General features: G+C 36.0%; 25 protein-coding genes. 11 read left to right on the forward strand and 14 right to left on the reverse strand.

Features of this window, described 5'->3' with window-relative positions:
• Window positions 1-216: a DNA-directed RNA polymerase subunit epsilon gene (locus HZY91_RS07085; RefSeq protein ID WP_197115585.1), complete on the reverse strand. Its 216-nt coding sequence runs from the start codon at window positions 214-216 to the stop codon at window positions 1-3.
• 182 nt (window positions 217-398) lie between these two features.
• On the opposite strand from HZY91_RS07085, the gene comGA reads away from it, so the two are divergent.
• Genes comGA through HZY91_RS07120 form a run of 7 tightly spaced genes read left to right on the forward strand, consistent with a single transcriptional unit; the run spans window position 399 to window position 4863 of the window.
• Window positions 399-1463, forward strand: a complete 1065-nt coding sequence (gene comGA, locus HZY91_RS07090) for a competence type IV pilus ATPase ComGA (protein WP_197115586.1) — start codon at window positions 399-401, stop codon at window positions 1461-1463.
• Complete coding sequence (gene comGB, locus HZY91_RS07095) at window positions 1417-2487, forward strand: competence type IV pilus assembly protein ComGB (RefSeq protein WP_197115587.1); 1071 nt, start codon at window positions 1417-1419, stop codon at window positions 2485-2487. Before comGA ends, comGB begins: the two co-directional genes overlap by 47 nt.
• Before the next feature lie 10 nt (window positions 2488-2497).
• Window positions 2498-2845, forward strand: coding sequence for a competence type IV pilus major pilin ComGC (comGC, locus tag HZY91_RS07100; RefSeq protein ID WP_197115588.1), 348 nt, complete (start codon window positions 2498-2500; stop codon window positions 2843-2845).
• Entirely contained in the window at window positions 2845-3279 is a 435-nt protein-coding gene (gene comGD, locus HZY91_RS07105) for a competence type IV pilus minor pilin ComGD (RefSeq protein WP_197115589.1), read from the forward strand. The genes comGC and comGD overlap by 1 nt, the downstream gene beginning before the upstream one ends.
• Complete coding sequence (locus HZY91_RS07110; RefSeq protein WP_197115590.1) at window positions 3263-3604, forward strand: type II secretion system protein; 342 nt, start codon at window positions 3263-3265, stop codon at window positions 3602-3604. Before comGD ends, HZY91_RS07110 begins: the two co-directional genes overlap by 17 nt.
• The gene (gene comGF, locus HZY91_RS07115) at window positions 3576-4019 is read left to right on the forward strand and encodes a competence type IV pilus minor pilin ComGF (RefSeq protein WP_197115591.1); all 444 of its coding nucleotides are present in this window, start codon (window positions 3576-3578) and stop codon (window positions 4017-4019) included. Before HZY91_RS07110 ends, comGF begins: the two co-directional genes overlap by 29 nt.
• Window positions 4009-4863: a hypothetical protein gene (locus tag HZY91_RS07120; protein ID WP_197115592.1), complete on the forward strand. Its 855-nt coding sequence runs from the start codon at window positions 4009-4011 to the stop codon at window positions 4861-4863. The genes comGF and HZY91_RS07120 overlap by 11 nt, the downstream gene beginning before the upstream one ends.
• Here the strand turns inward: HZY91_RS07120 and smpB are convergent.
• The 8 genes from smpB to HZY91_RS07160 all read right to left on the reverse strand — a co-directional run bounded on the left by smpB (window position 4860) and on the right by HZY91_RS07160 (window position 13564).
• Entirely contained in the window at window positions 4860-5333 is a 474-nt protein-coding gene (gene smpB, locus HZY91_RS07125; protein WP_197115593.1) for an SsrA-binding protein SmpB, read from the reverse strand. The genes HZY91_RS07120 and smpB overlap by 4 nt on opposite strands.
• A gap of 32 nt (window positions 5334-5365) precedes the next feature.
• Window positions 5366-7732 (reverse strand): ribonuclease R, encoded by a 2367-nt coding sequence (gene rnr / locus HZY91_RS07130; RefSeq protein ID WP_197115594.1) that lies wholly within the window; start codon window positions 7730-7732, stop codon window positions 5366-5368.
• Window positions 7733-7755: 23 nt separating this feature from the next.
• Window positions 7756-8517, reverse strand: coding sequence for an alpha/beta hydrolase (locus HZY91_RS07135; RefSeq protein WP_235991527.1), 762 nt, complete (start codon window positions 8515-8517; stop codon window positions 7756-7758).
• Window positions 8518-8677: 160 nt separating this feature from the next.
• A complete protein-coding gene (gene secG / locus HZY91_RS10985) occupies window positions 8678-8911 on the reverse strand; it encodes a preprotein translocase subunit SecG (RefSeq protein ID WP_197115596.1) in 234 nt (77 codons plus the stop codon).
• 222 nt (window positions 8912-9133) lie between these two features.
• A complete protein-coding gene (rlmN, locus tag HZY91_RS07145; RefSeq protein WP_197115597.1) occupies window positions 9134-10267 on the reverse strand; it encodes a dual-specificity RNA methyltransferase RlmN in 1134 nt (377 codons plus the stop codon).
• 152 nt (window positions 10268-10419) lie between these two features.
• Window positions 10420-11706, reverse strand: a complete 1287-nt coding sequence (gene pyrC / locus HZY91_RS07150; RefSeq protein WP_197115598.1) for a dihydroorotase — start codon at window positions 11704-11706, stop codon at window positions 10420-10422.
• Between the two features lie 8 nt (window positions 11707-11714).
• Complete coding sequence (locus HZY91_RS07155) at window positions 11715-12635, reverse strand: aspartate carbamoyltransferase catalytic subunit (RefSeq protein ID WP_197115599.1); 921 nt, start codon at window positions 12633-12635, stop codon at window positions 11715-11717.
• A gap of 5 nt (window positions 12636-12640) precedes the next feature.
• Complete coding sequence (locus tag HZY91_RS07160; protein ID WP_197115600.1) at window positions 12641-13564, reverse strand: dihydroorotate oxidase; 924 nt, start codon at window positions 13562-13564, stop codon at window positions 12641-12643.
• Window positions 13565-13854: 290 nt separating this feature from the next.
• Here HZY91_RS07160 and mnmH point away from each other — a divergent pair, with 290 nt between their 5' ends.
• The 3 genes from mnmH (at window position 13855) to HZY91_RS07175 (ending at window position 17189) form a co-directional block, all read left to right on the forward strand.
• The gene (gene mnmH / locus HZY91_RS07165) at window positions 13855-14877 is read left to right on the forward strand and encodes a tRNA 2-selenouridine(34) synthase MnmH (protein WP_197115601.1); all 1023 of its coding nucleotides are present in this window, start codon (window positions 13855-13857) and stop codon (window positions 14875-14877) included.
• Between the two features lie 115 nt (window positions 14878-14992).
• On the forward strand, window positions 14993-15808 hold the full coding sequence (locus tag HZY91_RS07170; RefSeq protein WP_197115602.1) for a hypothetical protein: 816 nt from the start codon (window positions 14993-14995) through the stop codon (window positions 15806-15808).
• 286 nt (window positions 15809-16094) lie between these two features.
• Window positions 16095-17189, forward strand: a complete 1095-nt coding sequence (locus HZY91_RS07175; protein WP_197115603.1) for an NAD(P)/FAD-dependent oxidoreductase — start codon at window positions 16095-16097, stop codon at window positions 17187-17189.
• A gap of 47 nt (window positions 17190-17236) precedes the next feature.
• Here HZY91_RS07175 and HZY91_RS07180 read toward each other — a convergent pair whose 3' ends face one another.
• From HZY91_RS07180 to cphA, 3 genes are all read right to left on the reverse strand, one after another.
• Window positions 17237-18175 (reverse strand): hypothetical protein, encoded by a 939-nt coding sequence (locus HZY91_RS07180; RefSeq protein ID WP_197115604.1) that lies wholly within the window; start codon window positions 18173-18175, stop codon window positions 17237-17239.
• Window positions 18176-18563: 388 nt separating this feature from the next.
• On the reverse strand, window positions 18564-19457 hold the full coding sequence (locus HZY91_RS07185; protein WP_197115605.1) for an SDR family oxidoreductase: 894 nt from the start codon (window positions 19455-19457) through the stop codon (window positions 18564-18566).
• Between the two features lie 115 nt (window positions 19458-19572).
• Complete coding sequence (gene cphA / locus HZY91_RS07190; RefSeq protein WP_197115606.1) at window positions 19573-22182, reverse strand: cyanophycin synthetase; 2610 nt, start codon at window positions 22180-22182, stop codon at window positions 19573-19575.
• Between the two features lie 417 nt (window positions 22183-22599).
• Here cphA and HZY91_RS07195 point away from each other — a divergent pair, with 417 nt between their 5' ends.
• Complete coding sequence (locus HZY91_RS07195) at window positions 22600-24003, forward strand: aldehyde dehydrogenase family protein (RefSeq protein ID WP_197115607.1); 1404 nt, start codon at window positions 22600-22602, stop codon at window positions 24001-24003.
• Window positions 24004-24186: 183 nt separating this feature from the next.
• Here the strand turns inward: HZY91_RS07195 and HZY91_RS07200 are convergent, their stop codons facing one another.
• Window positions 24187-25086 (reverse strand): 3-hydroxyacyl-CoA dehydrogenase, encoded by a 900-nt coding sequence (locus HZY91_RS07200; RefSeq protein WP_197115608.1) that lies wholly within the window; start codon window positions 25084-25086, stop codon window positions 24187-24189.
• 327 nt (window positions 25087-25413) lie between these two features.
• Window positions 25414-25839 carry a cupin domain-containing protein gene (locus HZY91_RS07205; RefSeq protein WP_197115609.1) on the reverse strand — a complete coding sequence of 142 codons (426 nt, stop codon included), beginning with the start codon at window positions 25837-25839 and terminating at the stop codon, window positions 25414-25416.
• Between the last annotated feature and the right edge of the window lie 68 nt (window positions 25840-25907).

The following is a 25907-nucleotide window of genomic DNA, read 5'->3' on the forward strand; positions in this document are numbered from 1 at the left end:
CTAAAACTCCACTAATTTAAAATCTGGATTATGCTCTTGCTCATATGCTAAATGAGCTGAATCTAATTCCTGAACAAATTCCAAATTATATTCCGTATTCTTAGTTAATTTATCGATAGCCTCTACTCGATCTTCTGCTTCAATATATAAAGATTGAGTTGCCTCACGTTTAGGCACTTGATCCTTATTCTCCTGGTAAGTCACTTTAAAAATCATTCATAAAAACTCCTTTATTGATATTTATACTGTGGTGAGTGTTCGCCACTCTCTGTCAACTCATTTTAGCACACTTTGATTTTCAAGTATAGATTAGGGCTTTGTATGAAATTCAAAAACAAAAGCGCAATAGTTTCTTTAACGGGTATCTATAAACAGACTAGTCTAATAGGAGATAGGTAATGATCGAAAACGATGCTCATAAATTAATTCAAAAAGCTATTCTCTATCAAGTTTCTGATATTCATATCATGCCAGCCAGCACTCACTATCGCATATACTTTAGAATAAACGGTCAACTGATTCCACAGAAGCAGGTAGATTTGAATTTGGGAAAAAGATTGATTAGCTACTTCAAATACTTAGCCAATATGGATGTCGGCGAGAAAAGAAAACCTCAATCTGGAGCATGTGACTTTCTTTTTGACGAAGAAATGGCTCCTATTGAGCTACGCTTATCAACCATTTCAGATGTTCATATACTTGAATCCTTGGTAATAAGAATTATCTTTTCACATTTTCATCAAGCAAGTCGCATACAATGTTATTTCCCACAAGTTCTCGAATTATTACGCCAATTCATACGACGTAAAAGCGGGCTAATTCTTATCTCGGGACCTGTAGGTTCAGGCAAAACGACCACCATTTACCAACTGCTATCAGAACGGATGGATCAGGAAGCGCTACAAGTAATCACAATGGAAGACCCTGTTGAAATCAAGGAAGAACGTTTTTTACAAACGCAAGTAAACTATAAGGCAGGCATTACTTACGACCTCCTGATCAAATCCGCTTTGCGCCACCATCCTGATGTACTCTTTATTGGTGAAATCCGAGACGAAGAGACAGCACGAATGACAGTTAGAGGCGCTCTAACAGGCCATCTTATGATTGCAACCATCCATGCAACAAATTGTCTCGGTGTCATTGGCCGTCTTGAAGAATTGGACGTCACTCCTCAGCAAATTGAGCAAACGTTGATTGCGGTTATTTCTCAGCGTCTCATTCCTAGGCATTGCCCGTTTTGCCGATCTGATAATTTACTTTCCTGCCTCCATTTTGAGGATCAACACAAAAGAGCTGCAATATTCGAAATTTTATATGACTCCGATTTGAAATCACTTTTATCAAAGCAAAGCAATTTGAATTTCAGCTCGAATTTTATCCCTTTAAACCATTCTTTGAGAAAGGCGTGGGCTTATGGCTACATTAACAAAAAACAATTTCACCATTTTGAAATTATTTAATAATCGCTCCACCCATCTCAAAAATACATTACGTCCCTACTTTATCCAAGTTATTGCCGAACTAACAATGCAAGGTTTTTCTATTAAACAGGCGTTACAATTTTTAAAAATTCTCTTACCTAAGCAAGCAGCTATTATACAAGTCGTGCTAGATGATTTACAGAAAGGAGCCACCATTGAACACGGATTAGCCAAAATTGGTTTTTCTCAACAGAACTGTGCCCAAATTTTTTTCTCACAAAAACAAGGACGTTTTAACCAAGCCCTATTTGATATTGCTAAACAACTCAAAACTCTTCAAGATTACCAGTCACGTCTTACTAAATTAATGATTTATCCGATGATACTGATACTATTTCTTTTCTGTTTATTATTTGGAATGCGTGAATTTATGCTACCACAGATTATCTCTTTTATTGAACCAAAGCTTTTTCAAACAAACTTGATGGTAAGAAACCTAATTTTATTTTTCACTTTCTTGCCACAAATTATTTTGGGGATTTTAGCTTTCTGCATCTTCTTATACTTAGTGAGTGATTTTTACTTACTTCGCCTTGAAACAATTGAAAGGTATCGTTTATTAATTAAAATTCCATTTTTAAAAAAGAATATTCGCCACTATTGTTCCTATCGTTTTGCTAAAGAAATTGCTTACTTTCTCGAGGGCGGCTTCTCTATCCAACAAACACTAGACATCCTTATAAAATATCCTCTAGACCCTTTTCTTGAGGCCGTTGCTAAAGAACTTCAAACTAGCTACCTACAAGGGATTCCATTGGAAACAGCTCTTAAGGATCTTGACTTATTTAATACGAGTTTGGTGGTGGTTATCTATCAAGGAGAAATCACCAGCCAAACAGCTCATAAATGTAAAATTTATGCACAAAAAATATTCGACGATTTACTCGAAGATCTGAGTAAAAAAATTCATTTAATACAACCCATTCTATTCATTTTAATCGCTAGCTTAATTATGGCTATGTATTTAATTTTAATGTTACCCATGCTAACCATGGAAATCTAAGGAGGAAAAGATGAACAAGTTTATCACACGACTATCCAGAATCTGTCAGCATAAAAATATCAAAAAAGGATTCACTTTATTAGAAATGACAATTGTGTTGATTGTTGTTGCTATCTTAATGGCTATTATTATCCCTAACGTCGCCGGCCAAAAAGAAAGAATCGATCAACAAGCTACGGAAAATATAACCGAAATTATTTCAACCCAAGCTCACGCCTATTATTTAGTGGAAGGAAACTCAGCAACCGCTAGTTTAGAGACCTTAGTTGCTGAAGGATACCTTACTGAAAGACAAGCCGAAGAAGCTCTTGAGAGAATCGACCCCTCTACGCTTTCAGTGATTTTATCTGATTCATGATGGTTCGCAAACAGCAGCAGGCATTCACACTCATAGAGCTGTTAATAGTACTCACTATTATCAGTTTCATCATGATCATTGCTACCTATCTTCCACCAAACCATCTAGCAGAAAGCTATGAACTAAAAACATTTCAAGATCAACTAAAATCACAATTATATCAAGCTCAAGATCGGTCCATCATCTATCAAGAACCCATTTATGTTCAGTTCCAATTAGGCCAACCTATTAAGTTTGTCTCTGCCAGGTCTAACAAAATTTATCGGTCTCTTGCACCTCCAAAGAATTGGGAAGTAACAAATAACTTTAGTTTCTATTATTATCCTAACGGAAGAACACAGGCTTTCAAAACCATTATTTTCACTCATGTTTCTGGACAACAAATGCTATTAGTTTTCCAATTAGGGAGTGGTCAATTTGAATTCAAGGTATAAACAAGGCTTTACCCTTATTGAATGCCTTATTAGTCTAATCATCCTTACATGGATGCTGTCCTTTTACTTACCAGCCTACTACTTGCAACAACAAAAAATAAAAGTCCACCAAGTAGAAACTCAGGAATGGCATCTTTTCTATCAACTCGCTAAAATCCATCTATCAAAATCACCCAATAAAAAAGAGGCCTTAATTCAAAGAATCGAAAGTTATCAGCTCACTCATCCAGTAACGATGACGGACTTTGCTTGTAACGAAAAAGTTTGCTACATCAACTTTTCAAATGGTGATCATTATGAAATCGAATTACTTGAAGCGATTTAAATCCACTCAAGCTGCATTTACTCTAATAGAGTGCTTGCTAGCACTCACGATCCTTTCATTAATCATGCACGGTTTAATGACCAGCATACAACATTATCAAAAAATAGATCAGGAAATAAGAGATGATCAATATTTAGAATGGCAGCATTTTGTGCTAAGTATAGAAAGCGAATTATCTCAATATAAGATAGAATCTCTTTCAAATCAACAGATTGATATTTCTGATAGCCTTGAAAGACACTATTCAATTATTCTCAAAAATCAAAAGATCTATAAAACACCTGGTCATCATCCTTATTTATATCATGTTAAAGATTGGTATGTAACAGCTAATCCACCTTTTATTGATATCACTTTAGAATTTACAAATGGTCAGATTTTTTCTGCCACTTTAGGAGGAAATTTTGAACATTAGGCAAAAAATAAAAAATCAAATACGAAACAAAGGCTTTATCTTTCCGATGATCATTGTTTTTATGTTTCTTAGCCATTTGATTATGATGGGATTGCTTCACTTAAATACTTTAAATCTACAACGTCTAGAACAATTGAATCAGTATTACCAGTCCGAAATACAAACCGATATGAGCTTTGCCAATCTAGCTGACACATTAAAAATCGATCCTAAATCATTCATTGATCAATTAAAGCAAGATATTCAGGCATATAAAGATATAAACCTTAAAGATTATCACAATCATTTTAAATCTTTTTTAGAACAAGAAAATTCAAATTTGCAATCTGGAATAATGATATCCACTGATAATTCTAAGCTTTATCTTGTTTATGAATGTCAGGTTTTCATCAGGCTGCCAAATGGGCAAAGTTTAGAGTCATTTGAAAACAAAGATATTGAAATCAACGGCATTCTACTTGCCAATGGAAACATACAAAGAAATAACCTTGAAAGGAGTGATAGTTTTTTAAAAAATGCAAGTACCTTGTTAGCAGAAGAGGGTTATGAGTTACTTGATCATGCCCATGGTTCACGTCAATACTCATGGCATCCCGAACTAGTATTTCAAAATTTTACTTTTAATACGGGGCAGACAAATATAGAAAGCGAAGGTGAGCACTATAAAATTTGTACAACAACAAATGATTTCGCTCGCAAGAAAGAAATTCAAAAGCCCATCATTTATTATTTACTCTATTGGCAAACTAAAATTTATCAAGACGTCAGTGGTACATCCATATTAACAACCCCAGCAGTTTATTTTATAGATAAACTGCTGGGGTTTTATATTATGTGTTTTTAATAATTATTTTTTAAAGCTCGATCAATATCTCTTTTTGCCTGTTCTTCTTTTAAAGCATGACGCTTATCATAATGATGCTTCCCACGTCCTAATCCAATTAAAACCTTCGCTCTACCTCTTACAAGGTAGACTTTTAACGGAATCAAAGTCATCCCTTTCTGCTTAACTGATTGCTGTAAGTTCCATATCTCTTTTCGATGTAACAATAACTTTCGATCTCGTAAAGGATCATGATTAAATAAATTTCCATGATCATAGGGACTGATATGCACGTTTTTTAACCAAGCTTCTTGATGATATATCGAAATAAACCCATCTTGAATATTTACTTTTCCTGCTCGAATGGATTTAATTTCTGTGCCTTTCAAAACCAGTCCTGCCTCATAAGTCTCAAGAATTTCATAATCATGTCGAGCTTTTCGATTTTGAGCGAGAGGCTTATCTTTTTTTTGACTTTTTTGTTTTGCCATATTAACTCCTTGCTAACAGCCAGGAGCATTCACTAACGCATACCTTTACCACGATTTTGTTTACCTGACTGTCTATTTCTATTTTTTTTATTTTTTCGTTTAGAAATTGTAAACTTCCCTTTCGCTGCATCACGCATTCTTGGAGCTCGACCCTTTTCTTTTCTACCACGATTATTTGTTTTTTCACTATTTTTTGTTTGCACTTTAATAGCATTTAAATCTACGTCTTCAATAGGTTCCGCATCTAAAATAGCAAAATCAATTTCTCTCTCGGCAATATCCACACCTAATAATTGAACTTTAACCTTTTGCCCTATACGATAGACTTTTCGTGTTCGTTCACCAATTAGCATCATATGTTGGGGATTATATTGGTAATAGTCATCCGTTAAGCTTTGCAAGCTTACTAAACCTTCTACAGTATTAGGTAACGCAACAAAAATACCAAAAGAAGTAACAGAAGCAATCGTACCTTCAAAAATTTCTCCAATTTTATCTTCCATATACTCTGCTTTTTTTAATGCATCTGTCTCACGTTCAGCTTCTACTGCTCGCCGCTCCATTTGAGATGAATGATTAGCAATAGCAGGTAGCTTTTCTTCCCAACGTGAACGTTCCTTCTGGCTTAAACTTTTCTCTAAATAGTTAGATATTAAACGATGAACCATTAGATCTGGATAACGACGAATTGGCGAAGTAAAATGCGTATAGTCTTCAGCTGCTAACCCAAAATGCCCTGCTGGATTTTCAGAATATTTTGCTTGCTGCATTGAGCGTAACATCATAGTAGATACTACCTGTTCATATGGCTCACCCTTCACCGATTTTAAAGCTTCTTGAAGCTGTTTAGGATCTATTTCGGCAGTTTGACCACGTAAAACAATACCAAAACTGGTGATAAATTCAGCAAATCGATCCATTTTAGCCTCATCGGGCTGTTCGTGAATTCGATAGATAAAAGGGAAATCTCTTTGTAAATAAGTCTCTGCTACTGTTTCATTTGCAGCGAGCATAAAGGACTCAATGAGACGTTCACCTGTAAAGCGCTCACGAAGTACAATATCAGTAGGATGCCCACTTTCATCGACTAAAACCTGAGCTTCTGGTGCATCAAAATCAAGAGCACCTCGACCTTTTCTCATCTGATATAAAACTTCATGAAGTTCAGCCATCTCATCAAGCATAGGTGTAATTTCTTGATATTTCTCTCTTAATTCTTCATTTCCTTCTAAAATAGCATTAACATCTGAATAAGTCATCCGATAAGAAGAATGGATAACACTTTTAAAAATCTCATGTTTCACCACTTGTCCCTTACCATCGATTACCATTTCACAAGAGAGCGTCAGACGATCTTCATGAGGGTGCAAAGAACAAATTCCATTTGACAATCGTTGGGGCAACATTGGAACCACTCGATCGGTTAAATAGACTGAGGTGCCTCTCTCGTACGCTTCTTGATCAATGGCCGATCCTTCTTTTACATAATGAGACACATCTGCAATATGAACTCCTAGATGATATTCTCGATCCGAAACCTTTGTCAATGAAATAGCATCATCTAAATCTTTCGCATCTGCACCATCAATCGTAATAATAAGTTCATTTCGCAGATCTACCCGGCCCTTCATATCATCTGGATTGATCGTCTGACCAATATTTTCAGCCTCTGCTATTACCTGTTCAGGAAATTCGTGGGGGATCCCAAATTGAAATAAAATAGCTAAAATATCAACACCAGGTGCATCTTTATGGCCAATCTCTTTTGCCACTATCCCAACCATTTCATTAGGTGACTTATTCGTGGGGTACTCTGAAATCTTTACGATACATATCGTATGGTCTGCAGGATGAATACCATCAGGTCTGATAAAGATTTTTACCAAATCAGAAAATTCTCCCTGAGGTTTTACATATCCTAGATAACCGCTCGTTTCCCGCTCGTTCTGATTATAAGCATAAAATTCCCCAACTAACTGATTCGCTTTTCTTTCCTGAATAGCAACAACTTGAGCTTCCGACCCTTTGCCTGTGTTTGCATCTACTTGCTTAATAATTCTAGCGATGACTGTATCTCCATCCAATGCTCCTCCATTTTTACCTCGAGGCACAAATAGATCGCTTTCTCCCTCTTGATGAGATATAAAACCATATCCTTTATCATTCGCTCGATAAATACCCGTTATTTCCAAACTTTCAGTAAGGGCTTTAAATTGACCTTCAGATGTCAGCTGAATTTCGCCTACTCTTTCTAGAAAAGCAAGCGCTTTTACTAATCGTTTATAATTTTTACTCCCCTTATAATTAAATCGGTGAGCAATCTGATCGACCTTAAAAGATTGATCTTTATTTTCTTGCAAAAAATGCAGCACTTCTCTTTCTAACTTTGACAAACTCAAGCTACACAGCTCCTTTCTCTTTCCTAATAAGGATGGCATACCTGTTGAACAAAATCTAAAACAGATTGATCAAACTCATCTCGGTCACGATTGGTTGGAATAGTATGAGTATTATCAGGAAAGTAGTGGAAATCAATCCGGGCATTTACTAAGTGATTTTGAAGCAGGTAAGCATCTTCTGGATTAATTAGTTCATCCTCTCCTGATTGAGCAATATAGAAAGGAGTTTTAATATTGACCAGCCGTTCTTCAATACTCTTCTTAATCGTCTCTAATTCTTCCATTTGTTTCCAATGGCCTTTTAAAATATCTGAATACTCTGCTTGAAATTGCTCACTCTCTTTACGTAATTTAGCTAACAGTCCACCCAAGTTCATAAATGAGTCAGAAATATCTGTTAATTGCTCAGTGACGATAGGAGAATTAAAGACTCCTCCTCCAGACCCACTAAAGTCCGGTTCAGCCATAATGTCAGTCGCCATGACACCTCCCATGGATAAACCAAATAATAATAAATGATCAAAATCTTGTTCAACCATCCAGTGATAAGCAGCATGCGCTTCTTCTTGCCAAATTTTCGGTGAATATTTCAACACATTCTTTATATCATTCGTATCATGACCACTAAATAGCGGGACGAGTATCGTATACCCTTGACGGTTTAGTTTTCTTGCTAACAAGTTAACATCGCGAGTTGTTCCAGTATATGCATGAAAAAGAATAATCCCAATATTCATTTCCTTCCCAGGCAAATATAATGCATTGTCAAACGGTGGTCTTGACATCAAATCACTCCTCTAAATCTATATACTCTATTGTAGCCTATTCAACAAACGAAAGAAAACATAACAATCAACATTCATAACAAAAAGAACACCTAACAGCACTAATGATCCAAGTCATCATGGTATGCCGTTAGGTGGTTTCCTATATATTTATAATAAATTATTTAGCTGACAAATAGGCTAGAGCAATTGTTAATACAAAAAACAAGATCCCTAAAACGGTCGTTGCTCGTATCAAGAATGCTTCAAAACCACGTGCTTTTTGCTTCACTGTCCCATCATCTCCACCACCGGTTAAAGTAGATGCTGCATTACTTTTCGACGGTTGCATAACAACAAATAAAATAATCATAATGGATACAATTACTAAAGCAACTAACAAGGCATTATACACGTTAAGTCCTCCCCTTACTTTGACTATCTCATTGATTATATCATAATAAATAGAGATATGCGATCCTATTTCCAACTTCGGAAACTTACTATTTAAATACGATTTCTTTTCATAACCGTTTCTTACTTTCATTTACAGCTCTGTAAAAACTTTTATATTCGTTAACCCATAAAGGTGCAACCCCACCCATTTGAAAAGAATACAAGCGGGCGAAACGTCCAACTAACTCTGCTGAACTTGTTTTCTTTGTCGCCTTAAATTAGACGCTTGACGAATCTCTTCTTTGGTACGTGGTCGTCCTTTTTCCCGCTTTTTACGTTCATATTGAGATCGTAACTGACCACAGGCTGCTTCTATATCCGTTCCATGTTCTTTTCTCACTACACAATTCACTTTGTTTTTCATTAGAATATCAAAAAACTTAGCAATATTCTCGGCACTAGATCGTTCAAAGGAGTTTTCTAGCACTGGATTATAGGGGATTAAATTAACATAAGATAATTTTAACATCGGCTTTAATAAAGCTACCAGTTCTTTTGCATGTTGAGGGGTGTCATTCACACCATCAATCATAATGTATTCAAAAGTAACCCGACGGTTAGTTATTTCAATATACTCATAAATAGCTGCAAATAATTCTTCAATAGGATACTCACGATTAATCTTCATAATAGAAGACCGTGTTTCATTATTCGGGGCATGTAAAGAGACTGCAAGGTTAACTTGAATACCTTCCCGTGCAAACTGACGGATTTTAGGCGCTAAGCCTGAAGTTGAAACGGTAATATGTCTCGCTCCAATTGCCAAACCTTTATCTGAATTTACTATTCTCAAGAAATTCATGACATTCTCATAGTTATCAAAAGGTTCTCCTATGCCCATCACAACAATGTGACTAACTTTAGTACCAGGCTCATGTTGGTCTAAGTATCGTTGAATAAACATGATCTGTGCCACAATTTCTCCCGTTTCAAGATCTCTTACTTTAGGGATAAGCCCAGAAGCACAGAATTTACATCCAATATTACAGCCAATCTGCGTAGTGACACAAACTGAAACTCCGTAATGATGGTACATAAGCACGGTCTCAATCATTGCATGGTCATGTAATTCAAATAAAAATTTTGTTGTTTTATCTTGGGCTCTCTGGACGATTTCTGTCTTTAAAGGAGAAAAAACGAAATTTTCAGATAGGGGTTGAAGAATTTTTTTGGGAATATTCGTCATTTCTTCAAAAGATCCTACATGCTGCCGATAAAGCCACTGCCAGATTTGGTCTGCTCGATAGTTTTTTTCTCCTTGAGCAATCATCCAATCTTTCAAATCTTCTTGGGTTAAACTATAGATTGATTTCAAACAAGTCTTCCTTTCTCTCGACCTTGATACTCAATCAGTTTAGCACAAGAAAATTTACTTGTCTGTAATAGATTTTAGTCCATCCCTCTCTAGACACCCTCAGTCTATTGAGATACTCTTCATAGAACTTTCAATACGGCATCCTTCATCCTTTATTCATAAGAATAAACAACTTCTCCTTGATAGATAGTGTGTATAATACGGCTCGTCAATTTCCAACCAATAAAAGGCGTATTTTTTGATTTTGAAAGAAGGTCTGAGGCCTGTATTTTAGATTCCGCCTTAAGATCAATGATAACTAAATCTGCTATTGATCCTATTTCAATTTGACTACTTTCTAAATTAAAAATTCGTGCCGGGAGAATAGTTAGCCAATTAATTAATTGCTCTAAAGTAAAGATTCCTTTTAGAACAAAATGAGTATACAGGAGCGGAAACGCTAATTCCGATCCAATAATTCCAAAAGGTGCCTGTAACATCGTTTGATTTTTTTCTTGCTCCGTGTGGGGAGCATGGTCTGTTGCGATACAGTCAATCGTTCCATCTAATAAGCCCTCAATTAAGGCTTGGCGATCTTTTTCTCCTCTAAGAGGGGGATTCATCTTCCAATTACCATTATCCGAAGGAATATCTTCATCACAAAGTATTAAATGGTGAGGACATACTTCGCACGTTACGTTCACACCTTTTGCCTTAGCCGCTCTAACTACTTCTACACTTTCTTTGGTTGAAACATGACAAACATGGTAATGACAACCTGCCTCATTTGCAAGCGCACAATCACGAGCAATTTGACTGGATTCAGTTACAGATGCAATACCAGGCAAATGGAGTTCCTTTGCTCGTCGTCCTGCATGCATCACTCCACCGTGAAGCAAAGAATTATCCTCAGTATGAGCCACTAAAGGCCGATTTACTTGACGAGCTTCATTCATCGCTTCAAACATTAAGCCCGCAGATTGCACTCCTAAACCATCATTAGTAAAAGCAATAGCTCCTGCTCCTACCATCTCTTCAAAATCTACTAAATCTGTCTCGGAAACCAAACCTTTAGAAATAGGTGAATATTGATGCACTTTAATACATGCCTCATCTTGGTTTAATTCTGACATTGTCTGCATACGCTCTACTGTATCAGGAACAGGATTTAAATTAGGCATGGCACAGACTTGTGTAAAACCACCTTTTGCTGCTGCCAAGCTCCCAGTTTCGATCGTTTCTTTTGCCTCACCTCCCGGTTGTCTAAAATGAACGTGTAAGTCAATAAATCCTGGACTAAGTAATCCCCTCTGACCGTCTATCACCTGAATATCGGCCCCTGCTAGAAACGAACTAAGCGATTCCCCCATCAAGATGATGCGTTCTTTCTCTATTAGCAGTTCAATAGGTTGAAAGGAGCCGGCCCGATTGAGATAGTTAACATTTTTGATTAATAACATTTTTTCACCTACTTCCCATTCATAACAGCTTCTAAAATCGACATCCGCATAAAGACTCCATTTTTCATTTGTTCAGCGATAATCGAGTGTGGTGACATGACCAATTCATCTGCAATCTCAACTCCCCGATTCACGGGAGCAGGATGCATTATAATAGCGTGTTCTTGTAAACGATCGGCTCTCTCAATATTTAATCCATATAAACGATGATAGGTTTCAGCATCAAAGGAATCTACTTGATCATGGCGTTCCAATTGAACACGTAATAACATTAATACATCCACCTGACTCATCAATTCATCTATCGGCAAATATTCGCCATAGCGATCAAAATCTTCCTCATACCATTCACGAGGTCCAGAAAAATATAATTTCGCTCCTAAACGGGCTAAGATTTCGGCATTAGAGTGAGCAACACGAGAATGAATTAAATCTCCAACAATCGCTACTTTTAAACCTATGAATCGATGAAAGCATTCATACATTGACATTAGATCTAGCATAGACTGAGTAGGATGCTGAGCAGCTCCATCCCCTCCATTTATAATCGAGAGGGTAAGGTGTGGCGAAGTGATCAACTCTTCGTAATAATTCTCTTCACAGGTTCGAACTACTACCGTATCCACCCCCAACGCTTCAAGAGTAATCAATGTATCCAAGAGTGTCTCCCCCTTAGATACCGAAGATGATTTAGCATCAAAAGAAAGCACAGGCATTCCTAATTTCTTCTCAGCCATTTCAAAACTTAAATGAGTACGAGTCGAATTCTCAAGAAAAACATTTGACACAAAGTGTCCGGGATATTGCGGTAATAGAGACCGATCCATCTTCTTAAATTCAATAGCTCGATGGATTAATTTCATAACCATTCCTGAATTAAGTTTCTTAGTAGAGACGAAGTGTTTAAAAATTAAATTATGGTTACTCATTTCTTCTACTCCTCAATATATTTTAATTGACCACGAAATGAATGAATAGTATCGTAACCCTTCTCTGCCATAATTTGAGATAATTCTTGTCCCACCCACTCAAAAATTTCGGGACCTTCATAGGCTAAAGCGGTTCCTATTTGCACCATTGAAGCTCCACATAATATATGTTCAAAAGCATCTTGACCGGTCACAATACCACCTGTTCCTATAATCGCAATAGAAGAATTCAGACGTTGATAGAAGGCATGGACATTTGCTAAAGCTGTTGCTTTAATGGCACTTCCTCCAATCCCTCCAAATCCTTGTTTAGGCTTTAAAACAACCGTTTCATCCTTAATCCACAGACCATTCCCAATTGAATTTATTGTATTAACAAATGCTAAAGGATAATCATTCAGAATCATCGCAACTTTGTCAAAATGAACCAGATCAAAATAAGGAGGTAATTTAACCCCTAGAGGCTTTGTAAAAAAAGAATATACTCGGTCTAAGATCTCGCGCATTAATTCAAAATCATAAGCTGTTTGTGGTTTGCCTACCACATTCGGACATGATAAATTCAGTTCGGTTAAGCCCTTAAAGTTGGATTTTTCCACCTTCAATAGAACTTCAAAAATTTCTTCCTTTGATAAACCTGATACAGATAAAAAGACATTCTTTCGTTCCAATAATTCTAAATAATCTAGATAGTAATCGATTCCTTGATTGGGTAATCCCATCGAATTTATCGAAGCGTCCAGATGCGAAACAAAACGAGGTTCAGGATTCCCTTTCCTTTCTTGAGACGTAGCAGTTTTGGTTACAAAACTACCTGCTTTTGAATTGAGTAACCCATCCAATTCTTCTCTAAATTGACAATGAACTCCAGCTGCATTCATTAAACATGTTTCAAATTTATAATCAGCAATTTCAGTTGATAAATTCATCGATATAGCCTCCTTCTATTAACCAGAATATCTACGACACAAAAAAACAGGTCAGCAACCGTCGTTACTGACCCATTTATATATAAAAGAAAGCAAGCCAAAATACAGACTTGTCCATTCATATCTTTCATGCATCTCGTACACGGTTAAAGACATCTAAAATTTAATTCATTCTAGCTTGACTCTGTGACCTTGTCAAGTAAAATTTTATCGAAAATAATTTCCTCCCTTTTAAAAGTCATCAGGTAGGAGTATAATTATCAGTTAAATTGATAAACAAAGGTGATTTAATGAAATATATTATAAATATGGAGGATGCTTACCAGCTGGATAACCCGCTCTTTATTGACGTTAGGACCCCTCAAGAATATCTTGCTGGGAAAATACTCGATGCGATTAACCTCCCTGTCCTTGATGACCTTTCTCATCAAGAAGTCGGCGAATTATACAAACAAACTGGGCCTCAGGCCGCTAAAAAAAGAGGCATTCTTTATATGAGCCAAAATTTACCAGAATATTTCGATAAAGTTCAAGAACTCTGTCAAAGTCATAGTCTTATCTTTTACTGCAAGTCTGGTGGTTATCGTTCTTCATCAATCTTTGGCTTATTAAGGGGATTGGGAGAATCCGTCTACCAGCTAGAAGGGGGTTATAAAGCATATCGACAATGGCTACTTCAAAAATTTAATGTTCTTCCGCAACAATTTAATTTCATCTCTCTCGATGGGATGACCGGTACGGGTAAAACAGAAATCCTACACTATTTAGAAAAATTAGGTGCTCAAGTACTCGACTTAGAAGGCTTAGCGAATCATCGAGGATCACATTTTGGTCAAATTGGACTTGGAGACCAGCCTAGCCAAAAAGATTACGAAGCACGGCTTATTCATAAGTTACTATCTTTTCAACAACCTTTAATATTTGTCGAAGGAGAAAGTGCTTCTATTGGAAAAGTGCACACTCCAAAGAAGCTGTATGATGCCTACAAATCTTCTCCTCACCAAGTCTATATTGATTCACCCCTTCATTTACGAATAAAAAGAATTAAGGAAGACTATATCAATGAAGACAGCTCCCAAAAAACATTAGAAATTTTAACGACTATCCATAATATGAACAAAATCAGTCAGGAAAGACGAGATACCTATATTGAACTCATGCATCATCACAATTACGAAGTGGTGATTAAAGATTTAATTCTCACCTATTATGACCAACATTACACTCTTAAAAATAAAGAATTTGAACACACACTTAACAATTTAGATTCTTTGGATACAGCTCGCCGCCTCATTCGTCTCTATCTTCAATAAAGTCAAAGCAATCCATCCCGATGATTATCCTGCTACTTAGGATCCCATTGATATATAGTACAATTCGTGAACCATTTAAGCTATAATAGTACTATCAAGAATAAGGAGTGGTCGAATGAAGAAGTTGTTTGTTGGTTTACTGTCTCTGACCTTATTTGCATATAGTCCCATTACTAGCCTTCCCTTATCCGCCCAAGAGGAAGATTCAAATCAAGAATTATCCGCTGAAGAAACCCATGACCTCAAAGAAAGTAGTATTTCTGCAGAAGATTTATTAGTCGAAATCGAAGCAGCCAACGCTGATACTCAATCGGTTCAAACCTTCACAGAACTCGATATACGACTTCAAAACCCAGAAGAAACATCTTATTCCTTTGTTTACGCAGATTTTTATATTTTTTATGATAAGGCGAAAAAAGTAACAGAAGGGTACATCTATACAGAATCAGATAACAATGGTCAAACAGAGAATACCGAAGCGCTCTTACTAGAAGGAGATTCAGCTTCTTATTCTCGAACAAAAACTAATAGTGATTGGGAAGACTTCTCTGAAGGAGATTTTGCTGTAAATCCTGATTTTCACCAATTACTAGCGAGTGTTGTCAGTATCGAGGATGAATTAACTGTTTATGAAAATGAAGATTCTTATGTACTAATGAATAGCGATTCAGACATCGATTTATTTAGTCCCTTTCAATCTCATTATAGTCTATCATTCTCCGGAGTAGATGCTAGTCAATATGAACAAACCATTTTTATAGAATTTAATAAAGACGATCTCCGATTTAAACATATTGATTTAGACTTTAATTTCGAAGAAGAGGATAGCCATATTAACCTATCAGTTAACTCAACCTTCGACTTATGGAATAAGATTAATGAGGATTTTGTTGATCAAGTTTACAATGGAGAAATTGAAATTCCATACTAAGGAGATTAAATCCCCCCCTCTTCGAAGCTGTGACATAAGTTATTTGTTTTTGAAAGAATGATCAATCATCCGAACATTTGCCTCGCAAGAGACCGCCCTACAAAAGAGTTAGCCAGTTCTTTAACTGGCTAACTCTTTTTTCAGTATTCATTCGCAAAGATTGAATACTGAAGGAAATAATTATCTTATGTTAAAGCCTCTTTTTTGAATAAAAGAATAGATATTAGTTTTCTTAATTTGTAGTGTCTTATAGGACCTACTATAATAAGAATTAGGAGGCGATTGTATGGGCAAAAGATTACTTCTAGCAGGTGGAGGACATGGTCATGTTTATGTTCTAAAACGCCTTATAAACGAAAAAATGAAAGATATTGAAATCACTCTAGTATCAGACAGTCAAACACACATATACTCAGGTATGATCGCTGGCTATTTAGAAGATATCTATGATGAAACAAAAGTAACTCATCACCTTAAAACCTTATGTCACAAAGCAGGTGTTACTTTTATCGAAGATCATATCACCAAAGTTGATCATCATAAAAAAATAGTAACTGGAAGACATGGTGACTATCCTTATGACTTCTTAGGCATGGACTTAGGTTCAGCGGGACGTCAAAATCCAAACTTTTCTAGCCACCTCATTCATTATGTCAAGCCGGCCAAACAAATCATTAAATTAAAAGAAAAAGTATCAAAACACCATTATCCTACTATCGCTATTGTAGGAGGCGGGGCAAGCGGTATGGAAATCGCGTTCGCACTCCGTCAAACAAGCCCCTCTTCTAAGATACTTTTATTTAATCGCGAAGAAAAAGCCATTACTAATTTTAATATTCATTCACAAACCACTGCTCTTCAACAACTGGGAAAAAGGAAGATTCAATATTACGCCAAAACTTCTATTGACAAAATTGAGGAAGATACACTCTATACTGATAAGGGAAGTTTTACCGCAAATTTAATTATTTGCGCATTGGGTGTGACTGGTGTAGAAGTTGAATTCAAAGGATTTCGCACTGATCAAAACAACTTTATTCAAGCCAACTCTCAACTTTTTATCGCAGATCAAGCTTTAGCTTTAGGTGATATGATTTATATTGACAAATTTCCTTTTATAACTAAGGCTGGTGTTTACGCAGTCCATGCTTCCCCGATCTACTACCATAATTTAATGAATTTAGTTCAATCTCACAACCACTTCCGCCATTTTGATCCTCCAAAAGATTACCTTGCAATTCTTAATACCGGAGGACGAACAGCTATACTCAATCATCGTAATATTTCTCACTATGGACGTATTCCTTTTGAAATAAAAAACTTTATTGATCAAAACTTTATGCAAAGAAAATTCAAATGGCGTAAAGAAACTATCATCTAAAAAAGCCGTCCAGATAAATCTGGACGGCTTTTTTACTAACTATTTAATTATTCAGCTGATTCTGAAGAGTCTTCTTCAGTTTCTTCCTCTGATTCTTCACCAGAATCTGAGTCTTCCTCAGAACTCATACCTTCTTTAACATCTGCCATTAATGCATATTCGACATTATTTAACTTATCATCTTCAACAACACCTACAATTCCCACAACTTCTTCATCAGGAATATCTTCATTACCAATAACTTGCCATGTGTATTCTACTTTTGGAGCTTTTCCATCATAAACATCCGGGAAAACTTCAATCATTTCAGGCTCTCCCACTAATGTTTCTAATTGCTCCACTGCATCATCTGCTTGATAGATATCTAATAATTCATCTTCTAAGATACCCATTTTTTGGAACATTTTAGGAGTTCTATTCTCGCGAGTCATTCTGGAAAGGACCGCTCCATTACCATTTTCGTTATCATATGTTTGTAATTCAATGAAAACTACTTTCTCATCTTCAACTGCCACATAATACATGAACTCTCCGTTTGAAGCTTCTTTTTCAGTATTAGGCTCTCCCGCTACTTCAACAATTTTATCACGATCAAGATGTTCAGAGTCTTCTTCAATAGCATCCATAATATTTTCATATACTTCTTCTATTTCATCAACAGTTAAAACTTTATTCAAATCATATTCTTTTGAAGGCTTGATATACTCTACTAATTCTGCATCAGAATATGGCTGATCATTTTCTTCACGTTTTGATTTTTCACCATCATCGGCACTATCTTCTTCTGAATCAGAAGATTCAGCTTCTTCTTCTGAGCTCTCTTCAGCATCATCACTTTCTTCTGATTCTACTACTTCTTCTTCTGAGTCCACTTCTTCTGTATCATTCGTTACTTGGGCATTCACACTATTGTCCGCCACTAAACCTAATAATAAAAGATTAGAACTAAGCGCAAGGACAAGTAATTTTTTTAAGGACTTTTTCATTTTTTCCCCTCCATTAACTATTTATAATCGTATCATACCAAGTATATTCACCATAATAAAGTAATATCATCAGGATTTTATAAAAACAAAATATTATGATACCTTAAAAATAAAAAGCTTTTAAATCAGCATCCAAATCATGTGTCTATTTAAAAAAAATCATAAAAAAATGGTGACTTAACTATCAATCACCCAGCACTTAAACATCTTATCTTCACTGTTTCCTATTGTTAACGACTATTCGTTTTGTGAACAGTCGAACAAAAAATGGCATAAAATTTCATTATATTTTAAATATTTATAATTTTTTCTACCTTTATAATGTGTCACAATATCCTCCTATAATCTAATTAAAAAACCCTAACTTCAAAAAGCTAGGGCTCAAAAATTATAAATTAATATTCTGTCCACCTGTAATTCCGTATATTTGGCCCGTCACGTAACTAGCCTCTTTGGATGCTAAAAACACATAAACTGGTGCTAACTCAACGGGTTGACCTGCCCTTCCTAGCAAACTCTTTTGTCCAAATTCAGTGACGCCACCAGGTAATTGACCCCCATCTAATTGAAGTGGAGTCCAAATTGGTCCGGGCGCAACACCGTTTACTCGTATACCCTTTTCAGCAAAATAGGTTGACAAACTAACAGTTAAACTAGATACCGCACTATTAGTTGCTGCATAATCCATTAATGTATCACTTGGATCAAAAGATTGTACCGAGGTTGTGGTAATGATACTGGCTCCCGTTGGCAAGCGTTTTTCTGCCGTTTTGACCATTTCAAACATACTAATAACATTCACATTAAAAGTATCCTTTACTTGCTGCATCGATAAACTTTCTAGATCCTTTTGAGCAAATTGCTGAGCAGCATTCAAAACTAATAAGTCAATTTGACCCAATGCTTCATAGGCTTCATCAAAAACCTGACTCGCTACTCCTTCTTTACGGAAATCTCCGGGGATAATCTTTGCTTTTTGTCCAGCTTCTTCAATTAACTGTTTCACTTCTTCTGCGTCTGCTTCTTCACCAGGAAGGTAATGGATCGCAACATTGGCTCCTTCACGGGCATAGGCGATTGCAACTGCCCGACCAATCCCCGAATCTCCTCCGGTGATTAAAGCATTTCGCCCTTCTAGACGCCCCTTCCCCTTATAAGAAGTCTCTCCGCAATCTGGACGAGGAGTCATATCTTTTTGAATAGCTGGCGATTGACTTTCCTGTTCAGGAAATTTTTCCTGATAATACATGTCTCTTGGGTCAAGTAATTTTTCATTTGACATACAATCACTCCTTATTCTTTCCTAGTAAAATCTTTTATAATTTAAACTTAACACACTATAAAATTATTGTATATTGATAACTATTTTATGATAAAGAGAATTGCTTTTAGCAGTACTAATAAGACATACGATCTTTCTTATATTTTAAAACAAATTGAATCATCCCCTGAATGTTATCAGCCTGTAGAAGCACTAAGTCTCCACCCTTAGCCATTTCCAAGCATGTTTTAGCTGCTTGAAGTTCATCTTCAATGATTTCCACTTGATCTTCTTTTAAACCAGCTTGTAAACATCCTTTTTTAATAAGTTGGGCTGTTTCCCCTGGCTTCCTCTTTCGATTATCAGGGTCACTAATGATAACATGATCATAATAGGGTGCATAAGCAGCCCCAAGTTCAATTAAATCTTGTTCACGGCGATTTCCCGCCCCAAATCCATGACGAATCGTCCGACCTGAAGTTAAATTTTTAAGAAAGGGACCTGTTTCACGAATCGCATCGGGGTTGTGCCCATAATCAATCATCACTTTAAAATCTTCAACATCAATAACATTCATTCGACCATGAGACTGAGGAATCGAAGGACTAAAACTTCTAAGCCCTGAACAAATCTGTTCTTCACTAACACCTAATGCTAAACACGCAGCTACAGCAGCTAAGACATTTTTTACATTAAAAATTGCCGATCCGTTATAAGTGATCGGGAGTTCCGTATAATCCAGCAACTCTTGCGTCCCATGTGTCCGTTGAATAAGAATTTGATTTCGCTTAACGGTTATATTCATATTACCTTTTTTAAGATTTTCATTTAATTCTGGATGATTAGAGTCCATCGAAAATAGAATAACATGCCCCTTAGTCTTCTCTACTTGAGTCATGACAACAGGATCGTCTGCATTAAAAATAGCATAGCCAGCTTTTTTGACAGAAGAGGTGACTGACCCTTTCAATCTAGCAAGATCTTCAACAGTCTCTATTCCTCCTATCCCTAAATGGTCATTTGAAATATTTAATAGTATACCTACATCACACCAATCAAAAGCCAAACCTCTTCTTAGTATGCCCCCTCTAGCTACTTCAAGTACCGCATGATCTACCGAGGGATCCGATAAAACACTTTGAGCTCCAGCCGGCCCACTATAATCTCCTTTTAAAATTGGCACACCATCGATTGACACCTCATCTGTTGATGTCAATCCAACTACATTCCCTACTTGCTTTAAAACTTGAGCAATTAAACGAGCTGTTGTGGTCTTACCATTAGTCCCTGTCACAGCGCAAATTGGAATTCTAGATTCTTTGCCTATTGGGAAGAGCATATCCATTACGGCCTTGCCAACATTTCTTGCTTTACCATAAGATGGAGATAAATGCATTCGAAAACCCGGACCAGCATTCACTTCAACCACTGCTCCCTCACCTTTTATCAGTGGCTTTTCAAGAGAAGGTGCGATAACATCAATTCCCATCACGTTTAATCCAACAATTCTCGCAATTCTCTCTGCCAGCGTCTGATTATGGAGATGAACATCATCCGTTACATCGATAGCCGTCCCACCAGAACTCATATTAGCAGTAGATTTCAGAATAATTTCAACTCCTGCATCGGGAATTGATTGAAGACTGTAGCCTTGCTTGCGCAATAATCGCTCTGTTTCTCGATTAATATTGATAAGTGTCATTACATCTTCATGCCCTTCTCCACGGCGAGGATCTAAATTTAATTGATCAACTAACTCTTTAATAGTAGATTCTCCATCTCCTACAACTTGAGCCGGCTTTCTTAAGGCACAAGCGGTGAACTGGCCATTGATTACTAATAAGCGATAATCATTTCCCCTTATATACTTTTCAACAATAACACTTTTACTCACTTCATTTGCTAACTTAAAAGCTTGAACAAGATCCAATTGAGTCTGTATATTTGTCGTAACACCTCTTCCATGATTACCGTCTAATGGTTTTACAACTAAAGGATAACCAATGCGATTTGCTAATTTGATTGCTGAGTCGACAATTGATACCGTCTCGCCTTCAGCCACCGGAATGCCATGTTGATTCAAAATTTCTTTTGTTCGACCTTTATTAGCTGCTATTTCGACACCTAAAGCAGAAGTATCATCTATTAAGGTTGCTTCAATACGGCGTTGATTTTTACCATATCCAAATTGAACATAATTATATTGATTAAGTCTTGTCACAGGTATCTTTCTTTTAATCGCCTCATCTACAATCGATTGAGTGGATGGCCCAAACTTAGATTCTTTTTCAAGGGTTCTTAATTCATGTAAAATCTTTTCAATATCAGACAATTCATTGCGATAAAGTTTTTCAACGATTTGAACCGCCAATTCACCCGCTCGTAATCCCACCTCTTCATTAAGATAGCGATAAACCAGCTGATAAATGCCTTTTTCTTTCATGGTATATGTTTTTCCAAAAGTTACTTTATGCCCCAATAAACATTGCAATTCAATTGCAATATGCTCTACCACATGTCCTGGCCATGTTCCTCTTTCCACCCTTTGGTAAAAGCCACCTACCACTCTCGGGGAACAAGTATGCTCATACAAAGTCGGCATCATTTTATGTAGGGTTTCCTTACAATTAGGAAGAGTATCTGTTGGACGTTCTTCTAGTTCACCTATATCTAATCTCATAAAAACTACAGGTCGTTGATGATAATAATTTGGACCTCGAAGTGCCCGAAGCTCTAAAATTTCCATAAAAAAATCCCTTCTAAATAAAGTAAATATCTCATAATAAAAACAATAAAAAAGAAGCCAGTTTTAATCTCATTCACTATTAAATAGCAACGATTAAATTATACCTCCTAAAGCTTATCTAAGCAATTGAAAGCGCTTGATTTTTTCTCGTTTTGCTTCGTCATATTAATATATGTTGTCGTAAAAATGATGTAAACATTATTAAAAATAATAATATTATAAAAATAGAAAAATTCTTTCCCATTCCTAATTGAATTATCATCTATATCTACCTGTTCCACATAGTAGCAGTAGACTCAAACACCATCTAAGCTCTATTCATAAAAGACCAATTATTTGAACTCACTAGACAATTCTTATACCCTATTAAATAGAGGAGATTATTATTTGATTAAAATTAGGTTAAGGAGGAGACCAATGAAAACTTATAAACTATTTATTGATGGTAAATGGGTCGACAGTGTAGGCACAGAAATTTGTTCCGTTATCAATCCAACTAATGAAGAAATAGTCGCAGAGATTCCAATGGCAATTAATAAAGATGTTGATAAAGCCGTAGAGGCAGCCAAAAATGCTTTTCCTCACTGGAACGCTTTAAATCCGGACGAACGAATTCCTTACCTCCAGAAGGTAGCAGATGGTATTCGAGAACGAAAAGAGGAAATTCTACAATCGATTATTGTTGAATTGGGAGCTGCTCGTTCTTTTGCTGAATACAATCAAGTAGAACGCTCGGCAGATGAGATCGAGGCCAGTATCCAATCTTTATCAAAAATTAATTTTGAAACAGAAATCGAAAACGCCCGAATCATCAAGGAAGGAATTGGGGTGGTAGCCGCCATTAACCCTTGGAACTTTCCACTCAATCAAATCCAAAGAAAAATTACTTCAGCTCTTTTGGCTGGCAATACCGTTGTAGTCAAACCTGCTTCAGAAACGCCAACCGCTGCCATCATTTTAACTGAAATTATAGAAGCAGCTGGTTTTCCTAAAGGAGTCTTTAATTTATTAACAGGATCAGGTAGTCAAATGGGGGCCTATTTAGCTGGTCACCCAGATGTAGGCCTTATTTCTTTTACAGGATCAACAGAAGTTGGCAAAAGTCTATTCGAGAAAGCTAAGACAACCGTTAAACATTTAGTTCTTGAGCTAGGTGGTAAATCTGCCTTAGTTTTACTCGAAGGCGGAGATCCCGAATTAGCAATAAAAACAAGTATCGATACTTTAACTAACAATACTGGACAAATTTGTACAGCCCTATCACGATTAATTGTTCCACAAAATAGACTACAAGAGATTGAAGAAATCGCTACAAAATATGTTCAATCACTGAAAGTAGGAGATCCTAATGAAAAAGATACTATCATGGGGCCTCTAGTATCTATGGCCCAAAAGGAAAAAGTCATGGAGTTCATTGAGAAAGGAAAGAACGAAGGAGCAAAATTGATAGTAGGTGGAAAATCCTTACCAGACAAAGGATATTTTGTAGAACCTACCATTTTCAGCCAAGTTGATAACCAGATGGCCATTGCTCAGGAAGAAATTTTCGGCCCTGTGCTCTCCATTATCCCTTACCAAACAGTTGAGGAAGCTCTAACCATTGCTAACGACACTAAATATGGCTTAAGTGGTGCTGTTGTTGGTCCAGAAGAAGAGGCTTTTGATTTTGCCAAAAAAATGAGAACAGGAATGGTGCTCATTAATGGCGCGGGGCAAAATAACTTTGCTCCATTTGGCGGTTATAAAGAGTCCGGTCTAGGTCATGAGCGCGGACATTATGGTATTGAAGACTATCTCGAAACAAAGTCAATTTTTAAATAGAAACCTATACGTCTTATATGAAGGTTTAAAACACCCACCTAAATTCAAAAATGTTTTAGGTGGGCTATTTTATATCAATATAATGAAATGCTTTAAATTAATATACATCCAAAATAAGAATAACATTTGTTATCTAATGAGCTGAATTATAGTATATAACTCAAAAGATTGAGTTGTACTATATTAAATTTTCAAAAAATCTGATGATTCGTATGCTGGATTGGGATAGTTGTAAAAACCCTTACCATTTGTTCGCCCCATTTTCCCTTGATCAATCATCTCACGTTTAATATAATCCGCAATTTTTTGAGCTTCGGCATCTCCTTTATTCGCTTGATTCATCTCAATATTATAAACAGTCTGTGGGCCTACTATATCAATCGTTTTAAAAGGCGCAAAATCAGTATGGGTAGAAATCATCCATGTTTTATCCACTGAATAGGGATCAGTAACCCCATTGACCACTAACAATAAGGCAGATTTAATAAAGGGCATTAACAAAGAATTTAAAATATAGCCTGGCTGCTCTTTATTTATTGGTATCGGAACCATATTTATACTTTTTGAAAACTCAATAATTGTTTTAAATACATTATCAGAAGTTAAATCATGTTTCATTATTTCGCAAATATTGTGTAACCAAATCTTATTTGCAAAATGCATATGCAAATATCGCTCTGGATACTCAACTTTATCTATTAAATAGCTAGGGATAAAACTCGAAGAATTTGAAGCAATTATCGCTTCTTTTTTGGCTAACTTTGAAATACTTTCAAAAAATTCTTGTTTAATAGATAGGACTTCTGGAATAGCTTCTATAATTAAATCTGCGTTAGGAACTACCTCCATTAAGTCAATTTCAAATTCCATATTTGCAATTGCGGCCGAAACATTTTCTTGTTTAGCATTATTTTCACTAATAAACTCCCTGCCTAATTGATTCATTCGATCTTTTGCCATTAAAATTGCCTCATTATTTATATCGTAAGCGATCACTTTATAACCATAATAGGCGATTTGAAAAGCTATCTGACTCCCTAATACTCCACCTGCTCCTGCCACTAAAACTGTGTTTATTCCCATTCTATTCCACCACTTTTCTATTATTATAATTTTAATACTACGCCTAAAAGAAAACGTTGTCAAACTGTTTTTTAATCTTTTTTTAATCAAAAATTAATCTATGCTCATTTAAATCAAACAATATATTCAACCAATATAATTCATCCCTTTCACTCATCTTCATGACGTTCAAACATCTATAACAATAGATCAAAAATATTAAAAACATATTCGATCAAAAACACATAGAAAAGCGGCTTGTTACCTATTAAAAGAGGTAACAAGCCGCTTAAATATATAATTAAGTTTGTCTCTAAAGTGCTCTTAATTAAAGAGAGCTTATTAATCTTAATGTTGCTCATTCGGATCATTTTCTGCTTCTTCACGAGTTTTATGAACCGTACCTGGTAAATGATCTGTATCTGAATAAAGAGTATACATCTTTAAAGGCTCTGATCCCTTATTAATGATATTATGCCACATATTAGCAGGAACAAAAACTGCTGAAAATTCTGAAATTTCTGTTTCAACTTCAAAGTTATCTTTAGCTGGTCCCACTTGACATGTCCCATTTCCTGATACAATCACATAAAGCTGATCGATTCCTTTATGAACTTCAAGCCCCATCTCATCGTCTGGTTCAATAGTCATTAAAGTCATTTGTAATTTTTCTCCCGTCCAAACAGTTGTACGGAAATTTTCATTAGCTTTTGTCCAGTCTACAATATTCTCAACAACCGGTTTCTTACCACGATCTGAAAAATCAAATGCCATCTTAATCCGCTCCTTTTTATGATAGTTATACCCTCAATATAAAAGAAAACGCTTATCCTATCAAGCAA

Origin of the sequence: Facklamia lactis (assembly GCF_015863205.1) — a bacterium.
GTDB classification, from domain to species: Bacteria; Bacillota; Bacilli; order Lactobacillales; family Aerococcaceae; genus Facklamia; species Facklamia lactis.